The sequence below is a fragment of the Nonomuraea sp. NPDC051298 genome (genome assembly GCF_055586305.1).
Genome location: NZ_JBVJIM010000012.1, coordinates 327,993 through 346,302, shown reverse-complemented (window position 1 = coordinate 346,302; position 18,310 = coordinate 327,993). Strand labels below are relative to the sequence as shown.

The 18,310-nt window shown below is 70.1% G+C and carries 15 protein-coding genes, 1 rRNA gene and 2 pseudogenes; 12 read left to right on the top strand and 6 right to left on the bottom strand.

Annotation, left to right across the window (positions count from 1 at the left end; translation table 11 throughout):
• A 5S ribosomal RNA gene (rrf, locus tag ACZ6S0_RS31660) occupies positions 1 to 81 on the top strand; the annotation flags it as partial.
• Between the two features lie 279 nt (positions 82 to 360).
• Here rrf and ACZ6S0_RS31655 read toward each other — a convergent pair.
• Positions 361 to 1,107 (bottom strand): methyltransferase domain-containing protein, encoded by a 747-nt coding sequence (locus ACZ6S0_RS31655; protein ID WP_465922954.1) that lies wholly within the window; start codon positions 1,105 to 1,107, stop codon positions 361 to 363.
• Positions 1,108 to 2,654: 1,547 nt separating this feature from the next.
• On the opposite strand from ACZ6S0_RS31655, the gene ACZ6S0_RS31650 reads away from it, so the two are divergent.
• The gene (locus tag ACZ6S0_RS31650; RefSeq protein ID WP_465922953.1) at positions 2,655 to 3,947 is read left to right on the top strand and encodes a hypothetical protein; all 1,293 of its coding nucleotides are present in this window, start codon (positions 2,655 to 2,657) and stop codon (positions 3,945 to 3,947) included.
• Between the two features lie 439 nt (positions 3,948 to 4,386).
• On the opposite strand, the gene ACZ6S0_RS31645 is transcribed toward ACZ6S0_RS31650, so the two are convergent.
• A complete protein-coding gene (locus ACZ6S0_RS31645) occupies positions 4,387 to 5,331 on the bottom strand; it encodes an MBL fold metallo-hydrolase (RefSeq protein WP_465922952.1) in 945 nt (314 codons plus the stop codon).
• Between the two features lie 110 nt (positions 5,332 to 5,441).
• Here ACZ6S0_RS31645 and ACZ6S0_RS31640 point away from each other — a divergent pair, with 110 nt between their 5' ends.
• The gene (locus ACZ6S0_RS31640) at positions 5,442 to 5,858 is read left to right on the top strand and encodes a single-stranded DNA-binding protein (protein ID WP_465922951.1); all 417 of its coding nucleotides are present in this window, start codon (positions 5,442 to 5,444) and stop codon (positions 5,856 to 5,858) included.
• Positions 5,859 to 6,815: 957 nt separating this feature from the next.
• Here the strand turns inward: ACZ6S0_RS31640 and ACZ6S0_RS31635 are convergent.
• Positions 6,816 to 7,889 (bottom strand): annotated as a pseudogene (locus tag ACZ6S0_RS31635) (DUF1015 family protein); the annotation flags it as partial.
• Between the two features lie 43 nt (positions 7,890 to 7,932).
• Between ACZ6S0_RS31635 and ACZ6S0_RS31630 the strand changes: the two are divergent.
• Positions 7,933 to 8,502 (top strand): hypothetical protein, encoded by a 570-nt coding sequence (locus ACZ6S0_RS31630; RefSeq protein WP_465922966.1) that lies wholly within the window; start codon positions 7,933 to 7,935, stop codon positions 8,500 to 8,502.
• Between the two features lie 44 nt (positions 8,503 to 8,546).
• Here the strand turns inward: ACZ6S0_RS31630 and ACZ6S0_RS31625 are convergent.
• Positions 8,547 to 8,741, bottom strand: a pseudogene (locus ACZ6S0_RS31625) (DUF1015 family protein); the annotation flags it as partial.
• A gap of 102 nt (positions 8,742 to 8,843) precedes the next feature.
• Between ACZ6S0_RS31625 and ACZ6S0_RS31620 the strand changes: the two are divergent.
• Entirely contained in the window at positions 8,844 to 9,287 is a 444-nt protein-coding gene (locus ACZ6S0_RS31620; RefSeq protein WP_465922950.1) for a tetratricopeptide repeat protein, read from the top strand.
• A 792-nt stretch (positions 9,288 to 10,079) separates the two neighbouring features.
• Here the strand turns inward: ACZ6S0_RS31620 and ACZ6S0_RS31615 are convergent.
• On the bottom strand, positions 10,080 to 10,526 hold the full coding sequence (locus ACZ6S0_RS31615) for a TipAS antibiotic-recognition domain-containing protein (RefSeq protein WP_465922949.1): 447 nt from the start codon (positions 10,524 to 10,526) through the stop codon (positions 10,080 to 10,082).
• Between the two features lie 72 nt (positions 10,527 to 10,598).
• Between ACZ6S0_RS31615 and ACZ6S0_RS31610 the strand changes: the two genes are divergently transcribed.
• Complete coding sequence (locus tag ACZ6S0_RS31610) at positions 10,599 to 11,570, top strand: HAD-IIA family hydrolase (RefSeq protein WP_465922948.1); 972 nt, start codon at positions 10,599 to 10,601, stop codon at positions 11,568 to 11,570.
• Between the two features lie 201 nt (positions 11,571 to 11,771).
• Here ACZ6S0_RS31610 and ACZ6S0_RS31605 read toward each other — a convergent pair whose 3' ends face one another.
• The gene (locus tag ACZ6S0_RS31605) at positions 11,772 to 12,128 is read right to left on the bottom strand and encodes an SCP2 sterol-binding domain-containing protein (RefSeq protein ID WP_465922947.1); all 357 of its coding nucleotides are present in this window, start codon (positions 12,126 to 12,128) and stop codon (positions 11,772 to 11,774) included.
• 118 nt (positions 12,129 to 12,246) lie between these two features.
• Between ACZ6S0_RS31605 and ACZ6S0_RS31600 the strand changes: the two genes are divergently transcribed.
• The 6 genes from ACZ6S0_RS31600 (at position 12,247) to ACZ6S0_RS31575 (ending at position 18,310) form a co-directional block, all read left to right on the top strand.
• Positions 12,247 to 12,543, top strand: coding sequence for a hypothetical protein (locus ACZ6S0_RS31600; protein ID WP_465922946.1), 297 nt, complete (start codon positions 12,247 to 12,249; stop codon positions 12,541 to 12,543).
• Positions 12,540 to 13,352 (top strand): TlyA family RNA methyltransferase, encoded by an 813-nt coding sequence (locus ACZ6S0_RS31595; protein WP_465922945.1) that lies wholly within the window; start codon positions 12,540 to 12,542, stop codon positions 13,350 to 13,352. The genes ACZ6S0_RS31600 and ACZ6S0_RS31595 overlap by 4 nt, the downstream gene beginning before the upstream one ends.
• A 5-nt stretch (positions 13,353 to 13,357) precedes the next feature.
• Positions 13,358 to 14,257 (top strand): NAD kinase, encoded by a 900-nt coding sequence (locus ACZ6S0_RS31590; RefSeq protein ID WP_465922944.1) that lies wholly within the window; start codon positions 13,358 to 13,360, stop codon positions 14,255 to 14,257.
• A 105-nt stretch (positions 14,258 to 14,362) separates the two neighbouring features.
• On the top strand, positions 14,363 to 16,072 hold the full coding sequence (recN, locus tag ACZ6S0_RS31585) for a DNA repair protein RecN (protein ID WP_465922943.1): 1,710 nt from the start codon (positions 14,363 to 14,365) through the stop codon (positions 16,070 to 16,072).
• Positions 16,073 to 16,145: 73 nt separating this feature from the next.
• Positions 16,146 to 17,342, top strand: a complete 1,197-nt coding sequence (gene steA / locus ACZ6S0_RS31580; RefSeq protein ID WP_465922942.1) for a putative cytokinetic ring protein SteA — start codon at positions 16,146 to 16,148, stop codon at positions 17,340 to 17,342.
• Positions 17,339 to 18,310, top strand: coding sequence for a copper transporter (locus ACZ6S0_RS31575; RefSeq protein ID WP_465922941.1), 972 nt, complete (start codon positions 17,339 to 17,341; stop codon positions 18,308 to 18,310). The genes steA and ACZ6S0_RS31575 overlap by 4 nt, the downstream gene beginning before the upstream one ends.

Below are 18,310 nucleotides of genomic sequence, written 5' to 3'. Positions count from 1 at the left end.
ATTCCGAACCCGGAAGTTAAGCTTCTCTGCGCCGATGGTACTGCACTCGGGAGGGTGTGGGAGAGTAGGTCACCGCCGGACAATCATTTCGGGAAGGGGTCTGACACGGTTTGTGTCGGGCCCTTCCTGCATTTCTAGGGTCTTTTCTGCTGTTTTTCTGGGGAGAGGGTGAGGCTTGGCCGGGGGTGGCCGGGCCTCTTTTGCTTTCAGGGAGGCTTGATCGGCGTTCTGAGGGCTAGGCGTGGGGCGGCTGAGGTTTGGGGGTTGCCTGGTGGTGTGCTCAGGGGTGAGTGGGCTGTGGGTGGTGCGGTTTGGGTTTCTCCTGTAAGGGGTTCTGGCCGGGGTGGTCGGAGCCTTTTCTTATTCGGGGAGTGGGCGGAGGATGAAGACGCCCCATCCCAGGTAGTCGCGGCCGTACTCGAGGTGTGAGCGTTTTGAGCGGGTGAGGAGATCGCGCATTCCCGGTACGTCTGGGTCGTCCGGGTTGTCGCGCAGCCAGTCGCTGACCGTCCACCATTGACTCGCCATGTACCGGTCCCATGTGTCCGGGCTGGCCAGGACCATTTCGAGGAGTTCGAAGCCGGCCTCTTCGGCGCGGTCGGCCGTACCGATGAGGGAGGCCAGACTGCCGCTGGCCATTCCCAGCGCGGTGCAGGCCGCCGGCGGGGGTGGGGAGATCCAATAGCAGTCGCCGACCAGCACGATGCCGTTCGGGCGCAGCCAGTGGCGCATCAGCGACAAAGTCCCTTGGAGGCCGCCGCCGATCCAGGTCGCGCCTATGCAGGAAACGACGTCGAACGACTCGGGAGCGTCCTTGTAGGCGGCGGCGTCGGCTTCCACGAACGTGATGCGGTCGGCGACTCCGAGCTCCTGAGCGCGGGCTTCGGCGGCACTCAGGAACACTTTGCTGATGTCGACCCCCACACCCTGGATGCCGTATTCGGCGCCCCACCGGCAAAGCAATTCGCCCTTTCCGCACGCCAGATCGAGCAGGCGGGTGCCGGGCGCGAAGTCGCAGATCTTGCCGAGGAGGTTGAGCTTGTCGTCTGTCAGCGGGTTCAGAATTCGGTGGCGGGACTCGGCGATTTCATGGAAACGTAGTGACATGGGGAGCAGTCTTGTCGGGCCGTCGTTTACGGTCCAGTCAATATCCGGGCTGCGCGAGGCTCGGGTACGTTCTGGGGCTTGCTAGGCTGGGGTGAGCGGGCCACCCCCACGGGTGGCCTTCGTCGCGTAAGGCCCGAGAGCGGGCGGCGACCAGCCGCGGTGGACCGTCGTTGTGAGTCCGCTGGTTGAGCCAACGAAATGGACCAGAAGTGAACAGAGATAACGGATCGGACGGCGGCCAGCGCGGGCGCGGCGACTACGAAGACAGGCGCTCAGGCGGAGGAAGCAGGAGTGGCGGTTACGGCTCTCGAGGGCGAGACTCCGGCGGCGACCGTCCGTTCCGTTCCGGGGATGACCGGCCGCGTTCCCACTCCCGCGATGACCGCGGTCCGCGGCGTGACGACTCTCGAGACGACCGCGGTCCGCGGCGCGAGGGTGATGAGCGGCGTTCGTTCCGTGACAGGGATGACCGTGGCCCGCGTCGTGACGGTGGCTACGGCGATCGGCGCGAAGGTGGCGGCTACGGTGGGCGCCGTGAGGGCGGTTACCGGGACAACCGCGGCCCCCGACGTGAGGGGGACGATCGCGGACCTCGGAGTGAGGATCGCGGACCTCGGAGTGACGAGCGCCGTACCTATCGGGACCGTGACGATCGTGGTCCACGCCGTGAGAGTGGTGGCTACGGGGATCGCCGTGAGGGGGGTTACGGAGGTCGTCGTGAGGGCGGGTTCCGTGATGACCGGGGTCCCCGTCGTGAGGGTGGCGGCTATGGGGGTCGTCGTGAGGGTGGGTTCCGTGACGATCGTGGTCCCCGTCGTGAGGGCGGGTTCCGCGAGGATCGCGGTGCGGGCCGGGAAGGCGGATCCGCCCCGCGTCGTGAAGGTGGTTATGGCGACCGGCGTCCGTTCCGCGAGCGGGATGACCGCGGGCCGCGTCGTGAGGGCGGTTACGCGGGTCGTGGCGAGGGCGGGTCCCGTGACGATCGCGGCCCCCGTCGCGAGGGTGGCTTCCGGGATGACCGGGGTCCGCGCCGTGAGGGCGGCGGATACGGCGACCGGCGCGAGGGCGGTTCCGCTGACCGCGGACCTCGCCGTGAGGGTGGCTACGGTGACCGTCGTGAGGGCGGGTTCCGTGATGATCGTGGGCCGCGTCGTGAGGGCGGGTTCCGGGACGATCGGGGTCCGCGTCGTGAAGGTGGGTTCCGGGACGATCGGGGGCCCCGTCGTGAAGGTGGGTTCCGGGACGATCGGGGGCCCCGTCGTGAGGGCGGGTTCCGCGATGACCGGGGTCCGCGTCGTGAGGGCGGCGGATACGGCGACCGGCGCGAGGGCGGCGGTTACGCGGGCCGTCGTGAGGGTGGCTACGGTGACCGGAGCGAAGGCGGTTTCCGGGATCGGGGGCGTGGCGACTCGCGTCCGTTCTCACGTGAGGGCCGCGACGACCGTTCCGGTCCGGGGACTCGTGCGCGCTACGGCAGGTCCGACCGTGACGAGGCCGCCGAGGCGCCGCAGCGTGAGAAGCTGCCCGACGTCGCGCCCGACATCACCGTGGACGAGCTCGACAAGGAGGTCCTGGAGGAGCTGCGTTCTCTTCCCGGCGACCTCGCCATCCTGGTCGGGCGGCACCTGGTGGCCGCCGAGCGGGCGCTCCAGGACGACAACCCCGAGCAGGCGTACGAGCACACGAAGGTGGCGCGCCGGTTCGCGGCCCGCATCGGCGTCGTGCGTGAGGCCGCGGGCATCGTCGCCTACCACGCGGGTCACTACTCCGAGGCGCTGAGCGATCTGCGGGCGGCCAGGAGGATGACGGGGTCGGACGCGTACCTGCCGATCATGGCCGACTGTGAGCGTGGTCTCGGCCGTCCGGAGCGCGCCATCGACCTCGTACGTTCGCCGGAAGCCGAACGCCTCGACCGGGCCGGACGCATCGAGCTGACCATCGTCGAGTCCGGCGCCCGTCGCGACCTCGGCCAGCATGACGCCGCCGTGATCACGCTGCAGCGTCTGCCCGAGCTGCGCGACCCCCAGGCCAAGCCGTGGTCGGCGCGGCTGGCGTTCGCGTACGCGGACGCGCTGGCCGATGCCGGGCATCAGGACGCGGCCGTCGACTGGTTCGGGAAGGCGATGGCGTTCGACGAGGATGGGGAGACCGACGCGGCCGAGCGGTACGCCGAGCTGACCGGAGCCCTCATCGAGGACGTCGAGGAGGAATTCGACCTCGAGGACGACGACGCCGCCGCCGCCGACGAGGGCACGCCCCAGGCGGGGCGTGCGGCTCAGGCAGAAGGCGACGAGGCCGACGTGGACGAAGCGGAGGCGGACGAGGACGCGGAAGGCGAGATCGCGGTCGTCGCCGAGGCGGACGACCTTGGCGACGCGGAGTCCGCGGACGTTTCGGACGAGGTGGCGGAGGTTTCGGACGAGGTGGCAGCGGAGGGCGACCTCGGCGGCGACGTGCGAGACGAGACCGTCGCCCCGTCTGCCGCAGCGGAGGACGCCGGTCCGGCGGAGGCCGATGACGACGGCTCTGACGACGGCGCTGAGGACGGCTCTGCGGACGGCTCTGCGGACGGTGAGGTCGCGGAGATCTCTGAGAGGCCGGAGGGCTCGGAGGCTGCGCGGGCCGATGAGGGAGTTGAGGACACGGAGAGCGCTCCGGAGGCCGAGGCTGCCAAGGGTGCCGAGAGCGAGGGCGATGCCGGGCGAGGTGCCGTAAAGGAGCCTTCGGGGCAGGCGGCTGAGGTGCCCGGCATCACTCCGGCGTTCATCGAGCCGGACTTCGGTGACGTACTGGATGAGTCGGACAAGCCCGCCAAGGGCAAGGCTACGACAGACGACTGACGAGCCCCCGTTCACCGCCCTGCCGTGCTGCCTCGTGGAGGTGGCACGGCAGGGTGCGTTCTGGGCAGGGCCGTGCCTGGGTCGTTGGTGCAGGTGTGCCGGGGTCCTTGGGCGCTGGGATTCATGACGCACTCCGGTGCGGTGCGGCTTCTTGGGGACGGTTCTTCAGGTGGGTGGTGTGGGGCCTCAAGGTCGATGCAGATCCTTGAGGGGCCTCGTCGTCGGGCTTCTGGACGGGGCAGTGGCGGGTGAGGCGCTCATCGTGCCCTGGGGAAGCTGCGCCTCGGATTTTCCCGGATCGGGGCGATCTGGGGTATTCGGTGTTTCGTCGTCGTCCGGGTCGGTGTGGGCCTGCGTGTCGAGCCCGTCGCACAGGCTCCGATCCGGGTGCGTTGTGGGCGGGTGGTGCTGGGGCACTGCGGGGGCGTTCTGGAGAACGTTATGGGGAGACGCGGTTCAGCCAGTGCAGGATCCCGGCGACGTTCGACTCGGCCCCGCTCAGCATCTCGAACTGTTCGGCCCTGGCCTCCTCCAGCATGTCGGGATTCTCGGACGTCAGCGCCTTGTAGCGCTCCTTGGTGCGGTCTCTGACCATGGCGACGGCGTGGTCCAGATCCATGCCCTCGGACCGTGCCCGGCGGGTGAGGTCTACCCATATCCGGAGTTCCTCGGCAGATCGTTCAAGCGTCTCCCGAACGGCATCGACCGGCCCATAGTGGCTGAACAGCAGTCGCTGCGGCCCGAGGGCCTCGAACAGCGCGATCGAGTCGAGTGCCGTCTGCAGGTCGAAGTCCGGCGGAGGGGTGGCGGGACGCAGATCGCCCGTCTCGGGCAGATAGACGCCTGCCGCGTCACCGACGTACAGGTCGCCGGTGGCGGAGTCGACCAGCCCCACGTGGTGTTTCGCGTGCCCGGGGGAATAGTGGCTGCTCAGCGTACGGCCGTTGCCCAGGTCGATGGCGCCTGTGTCGCCGAGGGCCACAATGCGTGCGGCATCGGTGGGGGACAGTTCGCCGAAGAGCGTGTCGAGCCGGTCGCCCCACACCATGCGTGCGCTGGCCATGAGCCTGGACGGCTCGGCGAGGTGCCGGGCGCCCTTCTCGTGGACGACGACCTGTGCGGACGGGAAGAAACCGGCGATGTCGCCGACGCCTCCGGCGTGATCGAGGTGAATGTGGGTCACGACGACCGTGGCCAGGTCGTCGGGGCCGACGCCGAGGGAGGCGATCGCGTCCCGCACCACGGGTGCCGAGGTCGAAGTGCCTGTCTCGACCAGGCACGGACGATCACTCAGGATCAGGTAACCCGCCGTGATGCCCGTGTATCCGGCCATTTTGGTGTCGATCTCATAGACGTCGCCGCCTAGTGCGGTGATGTTGTCCACAGGCACTCCCGAGCGTCCAGCCGTTGTCCCCAGAACGGCGTTCCAGCCGATCCGGCCTCCTCTTCATCGTAGAGAGTGATCTCCACCAGAGCACCGACAGGAGGACGACCGTGGACCGAAACGAAGTCTTGCTCGTGGGGAGGCTGTCAGCGCCGGTCGAGGAGCACCCTTTGCCGAGCGGCGACACCGTCACGAAGTGGCGCATCATCGTCCGCCGTCGCCGGCACCGACGCGGCGCGGCCCTCACCGACAGCATCCCGTGTGTCACGTTCAACCCGGAGACGGCCGCCGTGGTGCGGGGTCTCAAGCCGCGCGACTACATCGAGGTGACGGGCTCGTTCCGCTGCCGTGTCTTCGGGCCGTCGGCGGCCAAGATCTGGCGGTACGAGGTGGAGGTGAGCACCGCGAGGCCGTACGACGCCGAGCTCGCCCAGCCTGGTGACAGCCCGGTGGATGACGTTGGAGGTGGTGGGAAGCTGGCTGCCTTGATACCCCGGCAGGTGCACTACCTGGCCCCGACCGGCTGACGACGCCGGTCACGAGGCGGTGCTGTGATGGCGATCGGGGGCGAGGCAGCGCCGTCATGACGGCCAAGCCCACGCCCACGGCCACGGCCGGGGAGAGCCACGCCCACGCCCACGGTCAGGGAGGGCCACGCCGACGACCACAACCAGGGAGGCCCACGGTCACGCTCACGGCCAGGGAGGGCCACGGCCACAGCCACGCCCTCGGCAACAGCTACGGCCACAGCCAGGGAGGGGCACGGCCAGGGCCAGGTTCGGGGTCGGGGTCGGCTCCGGGCCGTGGCTGGCACTTGGCCCTGGCTAGTGGGCGAGGGTTGGATCTCGTTGGTAGGCGGTAGTTGGCTTCGGACCGTGGGGGAGTCGGTCCTTGGCTGGTGGGCGGAGGCTTGTCCCGGACCGGTGGTCGGCAGTTGGCTCCGGTCTGCGGGGGAGGGGCGCTCCGGTCTGCGGGGACGGTCGCTTCGGCGTGTGGGGGAGATCGGTCCTTGGCTGGTGGGCGGAGGTCTGTCGCGGCCGATGGGGTGGCAACTGGCTCCGGCCCGTGAGCGGTAGTTGGCTTTGGCTTGCGGGTTGGGTCTCGGTCAGCGGGTGGAAATCCGGACCTGCCGGGATGCCCGCGCGCCCTCGTCCCCATCCGGTTGCGGTCTGGGCTGCGTCTGCCGGCGGGACGAGGGTGCCCACGCGAGGGTTGGGCTGGTCATCCTCGCGTGGGCATCCCCGACATCCAGGGGTGTGAGTCCCGGGCATGGGCATCCCCGACATCCAGGGGTGTGAGTCCCGAGCGTGGACACTCCCGAGATCCGGGGTGTGAGTCCCGAGCATGGGCACCCCCGACGTCCGGGGTGTGAGTCCCGAGCGTGGGCGCCCTGGACGTCCGGGGTGTGAGTTCCGAGCAGGGGCATCCCGGACATCTGGGATGTGAATCCTGAGCGGATCCTCTTGTTGTTGGTGAAGGGCGGGTCAGTCGATGGCGAAGGTGCGTAGTACCAGGCCAGTGCGCGGTTTGGGGCCGAAGGAGGTGGATTTGCGGGGCACTCGTTCGCCTCCGGCCGCCACAGCCAGCACGTCCTCGACCGCCAGCGGCTTGAGGATCACGGCGGTGCCGCCGGTGCGGGCCGCCAGGCGGACTGCGGCGGCCGTGTCGTGGTGGACGATGCGTACGGTTTCCTCGCTGTCGCGCATGCCCCACACCACCGGCAGCACGAACTCGGTGAGGACGGAGGTGTTGAGCGAGTTCCAGCGGTCGGAGTGATCGGACGGCATGGCGCGGGCGAGTTGCACCGGGTCCGGGTCGGTGAGCAGGTGTGCGCCCTGCTCGCCGGCGAGTAGGAAGGCGGGCTCAGAGGCTTGTTCGAGTGCGGCCAGGCCACGTGCCAGGTCGTTGTAGTCGTGCACCTGCCACGAGGTCTTGGCCTTGGCGACGGCCTCTGCCAGGGGGAGGTCCGGGATCACGCGGTGGATGGCTTTGAGGTCGGGTGGGTACGCGCTGGAGTCCACGAGCAGGGCCAGGCCGAAGTCCCAGGGGCCGAGGGTGGTGTCAGCGGTGTGGGTGTCGCGTTCCTGGCGCTGGAGGACGCGGTACGTCGCGTACCGGTGATGGCCGTCGGCGATCAGGGCTTGACGGTGGTGCAGGTCGGCGTTGATCGCCGCGATCTCCGCCGAGTCCGTGATCGCCCATAGGCGGTGTGTCAGGCCGTCCTCGGTGTGGGCCGAGACGAGCGGGTGGCGGGTCGTGGCGACCTCGTCCACCAGACGGGAGGCCACGCCGTTCTCGCCGTCGTAGAGGAGGAAGATGGGCTCCAGGTTGGCCTGGGTGGTGCTCATGAGGGCGAGCCGGTCCGCGATGGGGCCTGGCATGACGTTCTCATGCGGCAGGATGATGCGCTGGTCGGGGTCGGCCAGGCCGACGTCGCCGATCAGGCCGCGTTGGATGACGCTGGGGCCGTTCTGTTCCTCGGGGGCCGGGGCGCGGCTTTGCTCGTAGACGTACAGGGCCGGTATGTCGTCTGGCACCAGGACGCCGGAGTCGAGCCAGGACCTCAGGGTGTTCGCGGCCTCGGCGTACCGGCCTTGGAGGGTGCCGCTGCTGTTGTTTTTGGAGTCGTGGGCGTCTGCACTGCTGCTTCTGGCGTCGCGGGTGTCTGCACCGCTGCTTCTGGCGTCGTGGGCGTTCGCACTGTTGCTTCTGCTGAGGGTGCTGCCGTTCCCGACGCTGTCCTCGCCGCCGCTTGTGCTGGTGGTGTTTTCGTCTGCGCTGTCGTTCTCGGCGCTGCCTCCGCTGTCCCCGTTGCCGCCCGTGCCGGTGCTGACGATGCTTCCGTCCCGGCCGCCGTTCGTGCCGTCGCCGTCGCTCCCGTCCTCGGTGCCGGTGCCGGTGCCGGTGCTGCTGCCGGTGTCGGTGGCGTTGGTTCTGTGGTCGCTGGTGACGTTGTTCTCGTTGATGCTGTTGTCGGCGGCCTCGTGGCTGGCGTTGTTGCCGTCGCTGATGGCGATGGGGTGGAGGGCAGTGACCGTGCTGGGGCGGGGGCGGATGGGGGGATGGGTGAGAGATGGCGTTGGTTGGGGTGTTGCGGAGAGGGGCGCGGCGGCGGGGGGTTGGTCGGCTGTTGAAGGGGAAATGGGGTCGGGTTGGTGGGGGGCGGTGTGAGATTGTCGGGCTTGGGGGTTGGTTGGTGTAGGAGTGGAGGAGTCGCCCCGGGAGGAGCAGGGAAGGATGAGGCGGACGACGTTGTTCGGGTGAGAGTCCAGGAGGACCTCTACGTCGGCGTCGGAGATCAGGTCGTATGGCGGGGAGGTCACCTTGGCGGGATCTTCGACAGCGAAACGAACACCTCGGAAGGGCCGTAGCACCAGTCCGTCGGGTACCGGCAGTTCAGGAGTCCCCATACCGGGCATGCTGCCATAAATGCATGCGTCTTCCAGACGTCGCCCCATGGTTGCAGTCGTGCCCGTTCCGCAGCAGGGCGGTACTGGGTTACCGTACGAGCGATGAAGGAGTCCTCACGCATGGATCATGATCAAAACGTTCATGACGAGAGCGGGGCAGGTGCGCCAAGGGGTGGCGTTTACGACTGGTACCAGCGTGGGGTCAGGTTGTTGAAAGAGGGCAGTCCGGCGGCTGCTGCGGCATTGCTCGAACGGGCCGCCGCGGCTGAGCCCGAATCGCGCAGCATTTTGGAGGCGTTGGCGCGGGCGCAGTTCAACTCGCGGCAGTACGCCGAGGCGGCGGCCAGTTTTCGGCAGATTGTGGATGCCAATCCCGCCGAGGACTATGCGTATTTCGGGCTTGGGTTGTCGTTGTGGCGGACTGGTGATGTGGAAGGGGCTCAGGAGCCGCTGGCGATTGCGGTGGCGATGCGTCCCGACGAGCGTCACTATGTTTCGGCCTTGAAGAGCGTGCGGGCGACCTTGCGGGCTCGTCGGGAGATGTAGGCGCGGGTTGGTCGAAGCTGGTGGGTGGGGTCGGTCGGAGCTGGCGGGCGGGTTCGGTCCGCACGCGGGGTTCGGGCCAGTATGTGGGTTCAGTCCAATATGTGGGTTCGGGTCAGTGTGGGGTTCGGTGCGGTATCGGGTTCCAGCCATGAGTGGGTTCAGTTGACAAGCGGGTTCGGCGGACACGCCGATGGTGGGGCCTGGGGTGTGGGGGAGGCAGGCTTGTGGGGAATTGGCGTGTTCGGGGTGCCACGTTCGGGGGTGTGGTGGGTGCGGGTCCTTTGAGGGTGGCGGGGTCTGGCGGGCAGGGATTGTTGGGTTTCTGGGGAGCGAGGACGGGGCTGCCTCGCGTTTGGGATGAGGTCGCGTTTATGTTGCGCGTCGTACGTGCTGGCCAGGGCGTCGAGAGCGTGGATGAGGTGGATGGGGGCGGTCGTGGCGGTGGCTTTGTGTGGCGGGTGGTGTCGCGGATCGGCGGGCATTGATGACGATCTGGCGGGCGATCGGAGTGAGAGCGCCTGGGCTGATGTGGGCGTCGTCGTGGTGAAAAGCGGGTGTCGTGGTGATGGACGGTAGGTGCGGGCCGTGCGGTGGTGCGGGCGGTGCTGGTAGGGCGAGGCCCATTGCTCTTGGTGGGGGTAGGCAGTGAGCGGGCGTGGGGGGCTTGTTGAGGTCGTCGGTGTGTCTGTGCGGGTCTCGGCGCGCGGGGTTTCGGTGGTTACGGCCGCTGTCCCGGGCTTGCTGTCGTTTCGTTGTTCCGGGGGGTGTGTTGTTCGGTGAGGCGGGGGTGGGTCAGGGGTGGTGGCGGAGGGCGTTGGCGGTGATCGCGGCCTGGAGGTAAGCGGCCAGGCCCGGAGTTGTCGCGTCGATGGTGGTGGTGAAGCGCGGGTCCGAGACGTACATGTCGCCGAGGGCGCGATGGATCTCGTACGTGCACTCGTAGCACCAGCGCGAGATGTGGGCCCGGTGCTCCTCCGCCAGGTCCATGGCCAGGTCGCCGTCGGCCGGTGCTCCTGAGCGCATCGCGTCCGCCAGGCGGACGGAGATGTCGCCCGCCTCCGCCGTGAAGAGCCGCCAGTCGTCCTTCGTGTACGACGCTGTACGCCGCGTCGCGTCGGACCACGCCCGGGTGCCGCCCCAGCGTTGTTCGGCCTCGGGCGCGTGTTCGTCCGGGTCGTGGCCGCCGAACAGTTCGGCGCGTTCCTCGGCGGTGAGGTCGAGGTTCGGGGACATCGTCATCCTTCCTGTGGGTGGGTACGAGGGCGACGCTAAAGTCTCACGCAGCGTGAGAGTCAAACGGGAAGAGGCGATGTGCTGATCGACGGCTATGACACCCTGCTGCTCGACCTCGACGGCGTGGTCTATCTGGGCAGCCACGCGGTCCCGGGGGCTCCGGCGGCGCTGGAGCAGGCGCGGGAACGTGGGGTACGGCTGGCCTACGTCACCAACAACGCGTCCCGCACACCCGCGGCCATCGCCGCCCACCTGCGCGAACTCGGTGCGCCCGCCTCGGCCGAGGACGTCGTGACCTCGGCGCAGGCCGCCGCCCGGCTGGTCGCGGAAAGGGTGCCGCCCGGCGCGAACGTGCTCGTCGTCGGCGGGTCGGGGCTGCGGCTGGCGGTACGCGACCGAGGGCTGCGGCCCGTCTCGACCGCCGCCGAGTTGCCCGCCGCCGTGGTGCAGGGGATCGCGCCCGGGCTGTCGTACGGGCTGCTGGCGGAAGGGGCGCTGGCGGTGCGGCAGGGGGCGTTGTTCGTGGCGTCCAACGGGGACAGCACGATGCCGACCCAGCGGGGCGAGTTGCCGGGGAACGGGGCCATGGTCCGGGTGATCGCCACCGCCACCGGGGTCGAGCCGGTCTACGCGGGCAAGCCGGATCCGCCGCTGCACCGGGAGTCGATGATCCGTACGGGGGCGCGGCGGCCGCTGGTCGTGGGCGATCGGCTGGACACCGACATCGAGGGGGCCTCGAACGCCGGCGTCGAGAGCCTCCTGGTGCTGACCGGGGTGGCCACGGCGGCCGACGTGCTGACGGCCGGGCCTGACCATCGGCCCACGTACGTGGGGGAGGATCTGCGGGCCCTGCTCCTGCCGTACCCCGAGGTGCGGGACGGGGCCTGCGGGGGATGGCGGGCCCGCTGGAAGGACGGGGTGCTGCGCCTCGAAGGCGACGGCAGCAGGATCGACGGGCTGAGGGCGGCCTGCGACGCGGCGTGGGCGGCGGCCGGGGAGGGGCGGGCCGAGGAGGACGCGGTCAAACCCGTGCTCGATCGCCTCAGGTGAGGCTGCTCCGTGCCGCGTGACGTGCCGCGTGACGTGCCGCGTGAGGGGCTCTTCGGTGTGGTCGGGGCGGGGCGAGGGCTTGCGGGGATCCCGGCGGGCCGTGATGTTGCTCCGCTCTCAGGTGAATCCGCTCTCGGCTGAGGCTCCGGCAGCCGAGGATCGCTCAGACGAGCGCCTCGACCGGGCGCTCGGGTGCAGCCCTCAGATGAGTCTGCGCAGGCGTAGCAGGTCGCCGAAGCTGGCGTCGATCTTCACCCGCCCCCCGAGCAGCGCGCGCGCCAGGTCCAGCTCCCCGTCCACCAGCGCGACCAGGTCGTCGCTCACGATCGTGAGCTTGACGTCCGCCGCCTTCCCGTCGGGCGGCGGCAGCTCCGTGAACGGGTCCAGCCCCCCGTGGTGCAGCCGTCCGTAGAAGGTCACGCCCAGGTCGGGCACCCGGCAGCTCACCGTGCGCTCGACCACGTGCTTGGCGCGGTCGGACTCGTCGATCTCGTCGAATTGGGTGACGAGCTTGGCCAGTGCCGCCCGGCACTCCTCGACGCTTGCCATGATGCGCATCCTTTCCTTCCTTTTGCGGACGGTAGCGTTCCACATGAGTAGCACCCCCGTATGGGCTTCAACGCATGACACGCCTGCCAAGGTCCCGGGTGCTCGCGGGAGGCGTTACGGTCGAGTCATGAGTGAGCTGCCGCAGGAGACCGGCGACGAGCGGGTCGACGCCATCGTGGCCGATCTCGGCCGGTTGGGTGAGCTGCCTGTGGGGGAGCACGTCGCGGTCTTCGAGGAGGCGTTCTCCGGGCTGGAGGGCACGCTGGCCGCCGTCGACGAGAGCGCGCCGCACGAGCGGGCGGGCGACCAGCCGGCCGGCCAGGCGGGTCAGGGCGTCGTGGGCCTGGTGGCCGGCCAGGTCCCGAGCCAGGCCGACGGCCGGGCCGCGGGCCGGATGGGCGATCAACCTGTGGGATTCCGGTGAGCCGTCGCATCCGCCTCGACAGCGAGCTGGTGCGCCGGGGCATGGCCAGGTCGCGCGAGCAGGCCGTCCAGCTCATCGAGGACGGCCGGGTCAGCGTCGGCGGCCGGCGGGCCCACAAGCCCGCCACGCAGGTCGAGACCGCCTCCGCCATCGTCGTGGCCACCTCGGATCACGGCCCCGACTACGTCTCGCGCGGGGCGCACAAGCTGCTGGGCGCGCTCGACACGTTCGCCGGTCTGTCGGCAGAGGGCCGTCGCTGCCTCGACGCGGGGGCCTCCACCGGCGGGTTCACCGACGTGCTGCTGCGCCGCGGGGCCGCCCACGTGCTGGCCGTCGACGTCGGCTACGGGCAGCTCGCCTGGTCGCTGCGCAACGACGAGAGGGTGACGGTCATGGAGCGCGTCAACGTACGCGACTTGACCCCCGAGATGGTCGGCGAGCCGCCCACGCTCGTGGTGGGCGACCTGTCGTTCATCTCGCTGCGGCTCGTGCTGCCCGCGCTGGCCGGGGTCGCCGCGGCCGAGGCCGACTTCGTGCTGCTGGTGAAGCCCCAGTTCGAGGTGGGCAAGGAGCTGGTCGGGGCGGGCGGTGTCGTACGCGATCCCGGGCTGCGGGCGGGCTCCGTGCGCGACGCGGCGGCCAAGGCTAGGGAGCTGGGGCTGAGCGTGCGCGGCGTGACCGCCAGCCCGCTGCCCGGTCCGTCGGGGAATGTGGAGTATCTGCTCTGGCTGGGCAAAGGGGAGGGCGCGCCCGAGGTCGCCGACCTCGACGCCGAGATCCAGCGAGCCGTCGTGGAAGGGCCGCAATGAGCGGAATGAAACGTACCGTGCTCGTCGCCGTGCACACCGGGCGCGACGTCGCCGTCGACAGCGCCCGGCTGGTCATCAACCGGCTGGTCGACGCGGGCATCACGGTCAGGGTGCTCGACACCGAGGCCGGTGAGATCGGCTGCGCCGGGGCCGAGGCGGTGCCCGGCGACCCCGGCGCGGCCAAGGACGCCGAGGTCATGATGGTGCTCGGCGGCGACGGTTCGCTGCTGCGCGCCGCCGAGCTGGCTAAGCCCGCGGGCACGCCGCTGCTGGGCGTCAACCTCGGGCACGTCGGGTTCCTCGCCGAGGCCGAGGTCGCCGACCTGGCCGCGGCGGTCGACAGCGTCGTGGCCGGGCGCTACGACGTCGAGGAGCGCATGACGGTCGACGTCCTCGCCCGGCAGAACGGCCGGGTCCTGGCCGACACCTGGGCGCTCAACGAGGTCACCGTCGAAAAGCAGGAACGCATGCTGGAGGTGGTCGCCGAGATCGACGGCCGGCCGCTGTCGCGGTGGGGGTGCGACGGTGTGATCTGCGCCACGCCGACCGGCTCGACCGCGTACGCCTTCTCCGCCGGCGGGCCCGTCGTCTGGCCCGAGGTCGAGGCGCTGCTCATGGTGCCCATCAGCGCGCACGCGCTGTTCGCCAAGCCGATGGTGATCTCCCCGCGCTCCACCCTGGCGGTCGAGATCCTGCCGGACACGCCCGGCGGTGTTCTGTGGTGTGACGGACGCCGCAGGTTCGAGCTGCCCTCGGGCACGCGGGTGGAGGTGCGCCGCGGCGCCGAGCCCGTACGGCTGGCCCGGCTGCACGGGGTGGAGAGCACCGGCGCGCCCTTCACCGACCGGCTGGTCGCCAAGTTCGAGCTTCCGGTCCAGGGGTGGCGCGGAAGGGCTCGACCCTGAGTGAATGGAGGGCGGAGCGCGTAGGATCACGTGAGCATGGCGGGCCGCGTCCGGCGGGCCGCCACGGGCAGCGGCGTCAGACACGGCAGTGAACGGGAGTGGGCAGTGCGACCCAAGGTCGAGGAGGTCCGCATCCAGGGGCTCGGCGTCATCGACGAGGCCGTGCTCGAGCTTTCGCCTGGCTTCAACGTGGTCACCGGCGAGACGGGCGCGGGCAAGACGATGGTCGTGACCGGGCTCGGCCTGCTGTTCGGCGGCCGGGCCGACCCCTCGCGCGTCCGGCCGGGCGCCGACCGGGCCAGCGTCGAGGGCACGCTGGTCATCGAGGTGGGCGGGCGCGTCGCGCAGCAGGTGGAGGACATCGGGGGCGAGGCCGAGGGCGGCGAGCTGATCATCTCGCGCACCGTGTCGGCCGAGGGCAGGTCCAGGGCGTGGCTCGGCGGGCGCACGGTGCCCGTGGGCACGCTGACGTACCTGGCCGACGACCTGGTGGCCGTGCACGGCCAGATGGACCAGCAGCGGCTGCTCCAGCCCGCCAGGCAGCGGGCCGCGCTCGACCGCTACGCGGGCGACGAGCTGGTCAAGCCGCTGCGGGCCTACACGCAGTCGTACAAGCGGCACAAGAAGGTGGCCGCGCTGCTCGACGAGCTGACCACCCTGGCCAGGGAGCGGGCGCAGGAGGCCGACCGGCTGCGCTTCGGGCTGGAGGAGGTCGAGAAGGTCGACCCCAAGCCCGGCGAGGACGACGACCTGCGCGGCGAGGAGGAGCGCCTCTCGCACGCCGACGCGCTGCGCAGCGCCGCGACGACCGCGCACACCGCGCTGCTGGGCGACCCGATGGAGGCCACCGGCGGCCCGCACGACGTGATCTCCCTGCTGGGGGAGGCGCGGACGGCCGTGGAGGCGGTACGCGACTTCGACCCCCAGCTCGCCGGGGTGGCCGACCGGCTGGCCGAGGCCGGCTACCTGATCTCCGACGTGGCCACCGACCTGGCGGCGTACGCGGAGTCGATCGAGGCCGATCCCGCGCGCCTGGCCGCCGTGCAGGAGCGCCGGTCGGTGCTGTCCGGCCTGATCAGGAAATACGCCGAGGACAGCGCCGGTGTCCTGGCCTGGGCCCAGCGGGCCGCCACCCGCCTGGCCGAGCTCGACGGCGACGACGAGCGCATCGACGAGCTGACCCGCGAACACGACGAGCTGACCGCCCGCCTCACCGACCAGGCCGACGAGCTGACGAAGGTGCGCGAGGCCGCCGCCGAACGGTTCGGGCAGGCCGTGACCGAAGAGCTGACCGCGCTCGCCATGCCGCACGCCAGGGTCGTGGTCGAGCTGAACCGGAGCGAGGAGTTCGGGCCCGAGGGCCGCGACGAGGTGGAGTTGCGCATGGCCGCGCACCCCGCCGCGCCGCCGCTGCCGCTCAACAAGGGCGCCTCCGGTGGCGAGCTGAGCCGCGTGATGCTCGCGATCGAGGTGGTGTTCGCCGGTGCCGACCCGGTGCCGACGTTCGTGTTCGACGAGGTCGACGCGGGAGTCGGCGGGAAGGCCGCGGTCGAGATCGGGCGGCGGCTGGCCAGGCTCGCCCGCACCGCGCAAGTGATTGTGGTCACACATCTGCCGCAGGTCGCGGCGTTCGCCGACCAGCATCTCGTGGTCGAGAAGGCGAGCGACGGGAGCGTCGTGCGCAGCGGCGTCACCGCGCTCGACCACGAGGGCCGCCTGCGCGAGCTTTCCCGCATGCTGGCCGGTATGGAAGACTCCGAGCTCGGCCGCGCCCACGCCGAGGAGCTGCTGGGACTCGCCGCGGCCGACAGGTGATCCTGGGTGACATAGTGGACACGCCGCGTCATGCGTGGCCTGTGTGCTGTTTCGCTCTGGCAGGATGGTCTTGATGAAGGTTCCGGGAAGCAAGTTGCCGGGCCTCCGCGGTAGGAAGGTCGGTGACCTTCCCGGTGTAACGGCAGTGGCGAGGATCGACCGGCGCACGAAGAGGCTCACGAAACGCCTCCAGCCCGGGGAAATAGCGATTATCGACCATGTTGACGTTGACCGGGTCAGCGCGGAGGCGCTCGTCGCGTGCGGTGCTTCGGCGGTGGTCAACATCGCCTGCGGCATCAGCGGCCGTTACCCCAATCTGGGGCCGCAGATCCTGCTCGAAGCCGGCGTTCCGTTCGTCGACAACGCCACTCAGGAGCTGTTCGAGCGGGTCAAGGACGGTGACGTCGTACGCGTCTGCGACGGGGTCGTCTACCTCGACGACGACGTGGTCGGCAAGGGCGAGCAGCAGACCGTCGAGGCCGTCGAGTCGGCCATGGCCGAGGCGCGTGCCGGTCTCGCCGTGCAGATCGAGGCGTTCGCGGTCAACACGATGGAATACGTCCGGGGTGAGGGCAAGCTCCTCATCGACGGGGTCGGCGTGCCCGAGATCCGCACGTCCATGGAGGGCAGGCACGTCCTCATCGTGGTCCGCGGATACCACTACAAGGAAGACATCGCCACCCTGCGCCCGTACATCCGCGAATACCGGCCCGTCCTCGTCGGCGTCGACGGCGGGGCCGACGCGCTGCTGGAGGCCGGATACCTGCCCGACGTGATCGTGGGCGACTTCGACTCGGTCTCCACCAAGGCCCTGAGCTGCGGCGCCGAGCTGGTCGTGCACGCCTACCGTGACGGCAGGGCCCCCGGGCTCGAGCGCGTGCACCAGCTCGGCCGCGAAGCGGTGATCTTCCCCGCCACCGGCACCAGCGAGGACATCGCCATGATCCTGGCCGACGACAAGGGCGCCGAGCTGATCGTCGCGGTCGGCACCCACGGCACGCTGGAGGAGTTCCTCGACAAGGGGCGCTCCGGCATGGCCAGCACCTTCCTCACCCGGCTGATCATCGGCAGCAAGCTCATCGACGCCAAGGGCGTCAGCAGGCTCTACCGCAGCCGCATCACCACCTCACAACTGCTGCTACTCGTGGTCACGGCGCTGATCTCCATGGGCGTCGCGCTCTTCCTCTCGCCGCTCGGCCAGACCTGGCTGAACGGCGTGCAAGACGTCTGGAACGCGTTCATCTTCTGGCTGGTCGGACTCTTCTCGTGATCGATTTTCGCTATCATCTCGTCTCCATCGTCGCGGTCTTCCTGGCCCTCGCGGTGGGGATCGTGCTGGGCACCACACTGCTCCAGGAACCGGCGGTCAAGTCCGCTCAAGAGCTGACCGGCTGGATCACCAAGACCAACGAGGAGCTTCGCACCCAGATCGACACCCTGCAGGGGCGCGAGGCGGGCAACGACAGCTTCATCAGCACCGTGACGCCCGACCTGGTGGCCGGTGAGCTGACCGGGCAGCAGGTGGTGCTGATCGAGACCCCGGGCTCCAGCACCGCGATGCGCGAGGCCGTGCAGCAGGTGCTCGCCCAGGCCGGCGCGGAGGTGACCGGGCGGGTCACGTTCAGCGAGAAGTTCCCCGACCCCAAGGGCAGGGGCGTCCTCGACGGCCTGGTCAACCGGCTCAAGCCGGCCAACATGATCTTCCCGGCCACCGCCACGAGCTGGGACAGGGCCTCCGCGCTGCTCGCCGCCACCCTCGTCACCAACGACCAGGCCCAGAGCGGCACCCCCAACGTGGCCACGGCCGACGTCCTCAGCACGTTCGAGGCGGGCGGGCTGCTCACCACCGAGGGCGAACCGGACAAGCGGGCCACGCTCGCGGTGGTGTTCGCGCCGGAGAAGCCGTACGAGGGCGAGCCCGCCGAGACCCTGACGGGCGCGCTCGTCTCCGTGGCCGACGGCTTCGACGCGGGCGGCAAGGGCGCGGTGGTGGCCGGGCTGGCCGCCGCCCCGGCCGGTGACGTGATCACCGCCGTCCGCGACGAGGGAGAGATCTCCAAGCGCGTCTCCACGGTCGACACGGCCGACATGCCCGTGGGCCGCATCGGGATCGTCTACGCTCTGCGCGAGCAACTGTCCGGACGCGCCGGCCACTACGGCATGGGTGCGGGAGCCTCGGCCCCGGTGCCCACCGTGACGTCGCCGACCCCGTCCCCCACCCCCGAGTCAGGGAGCTGA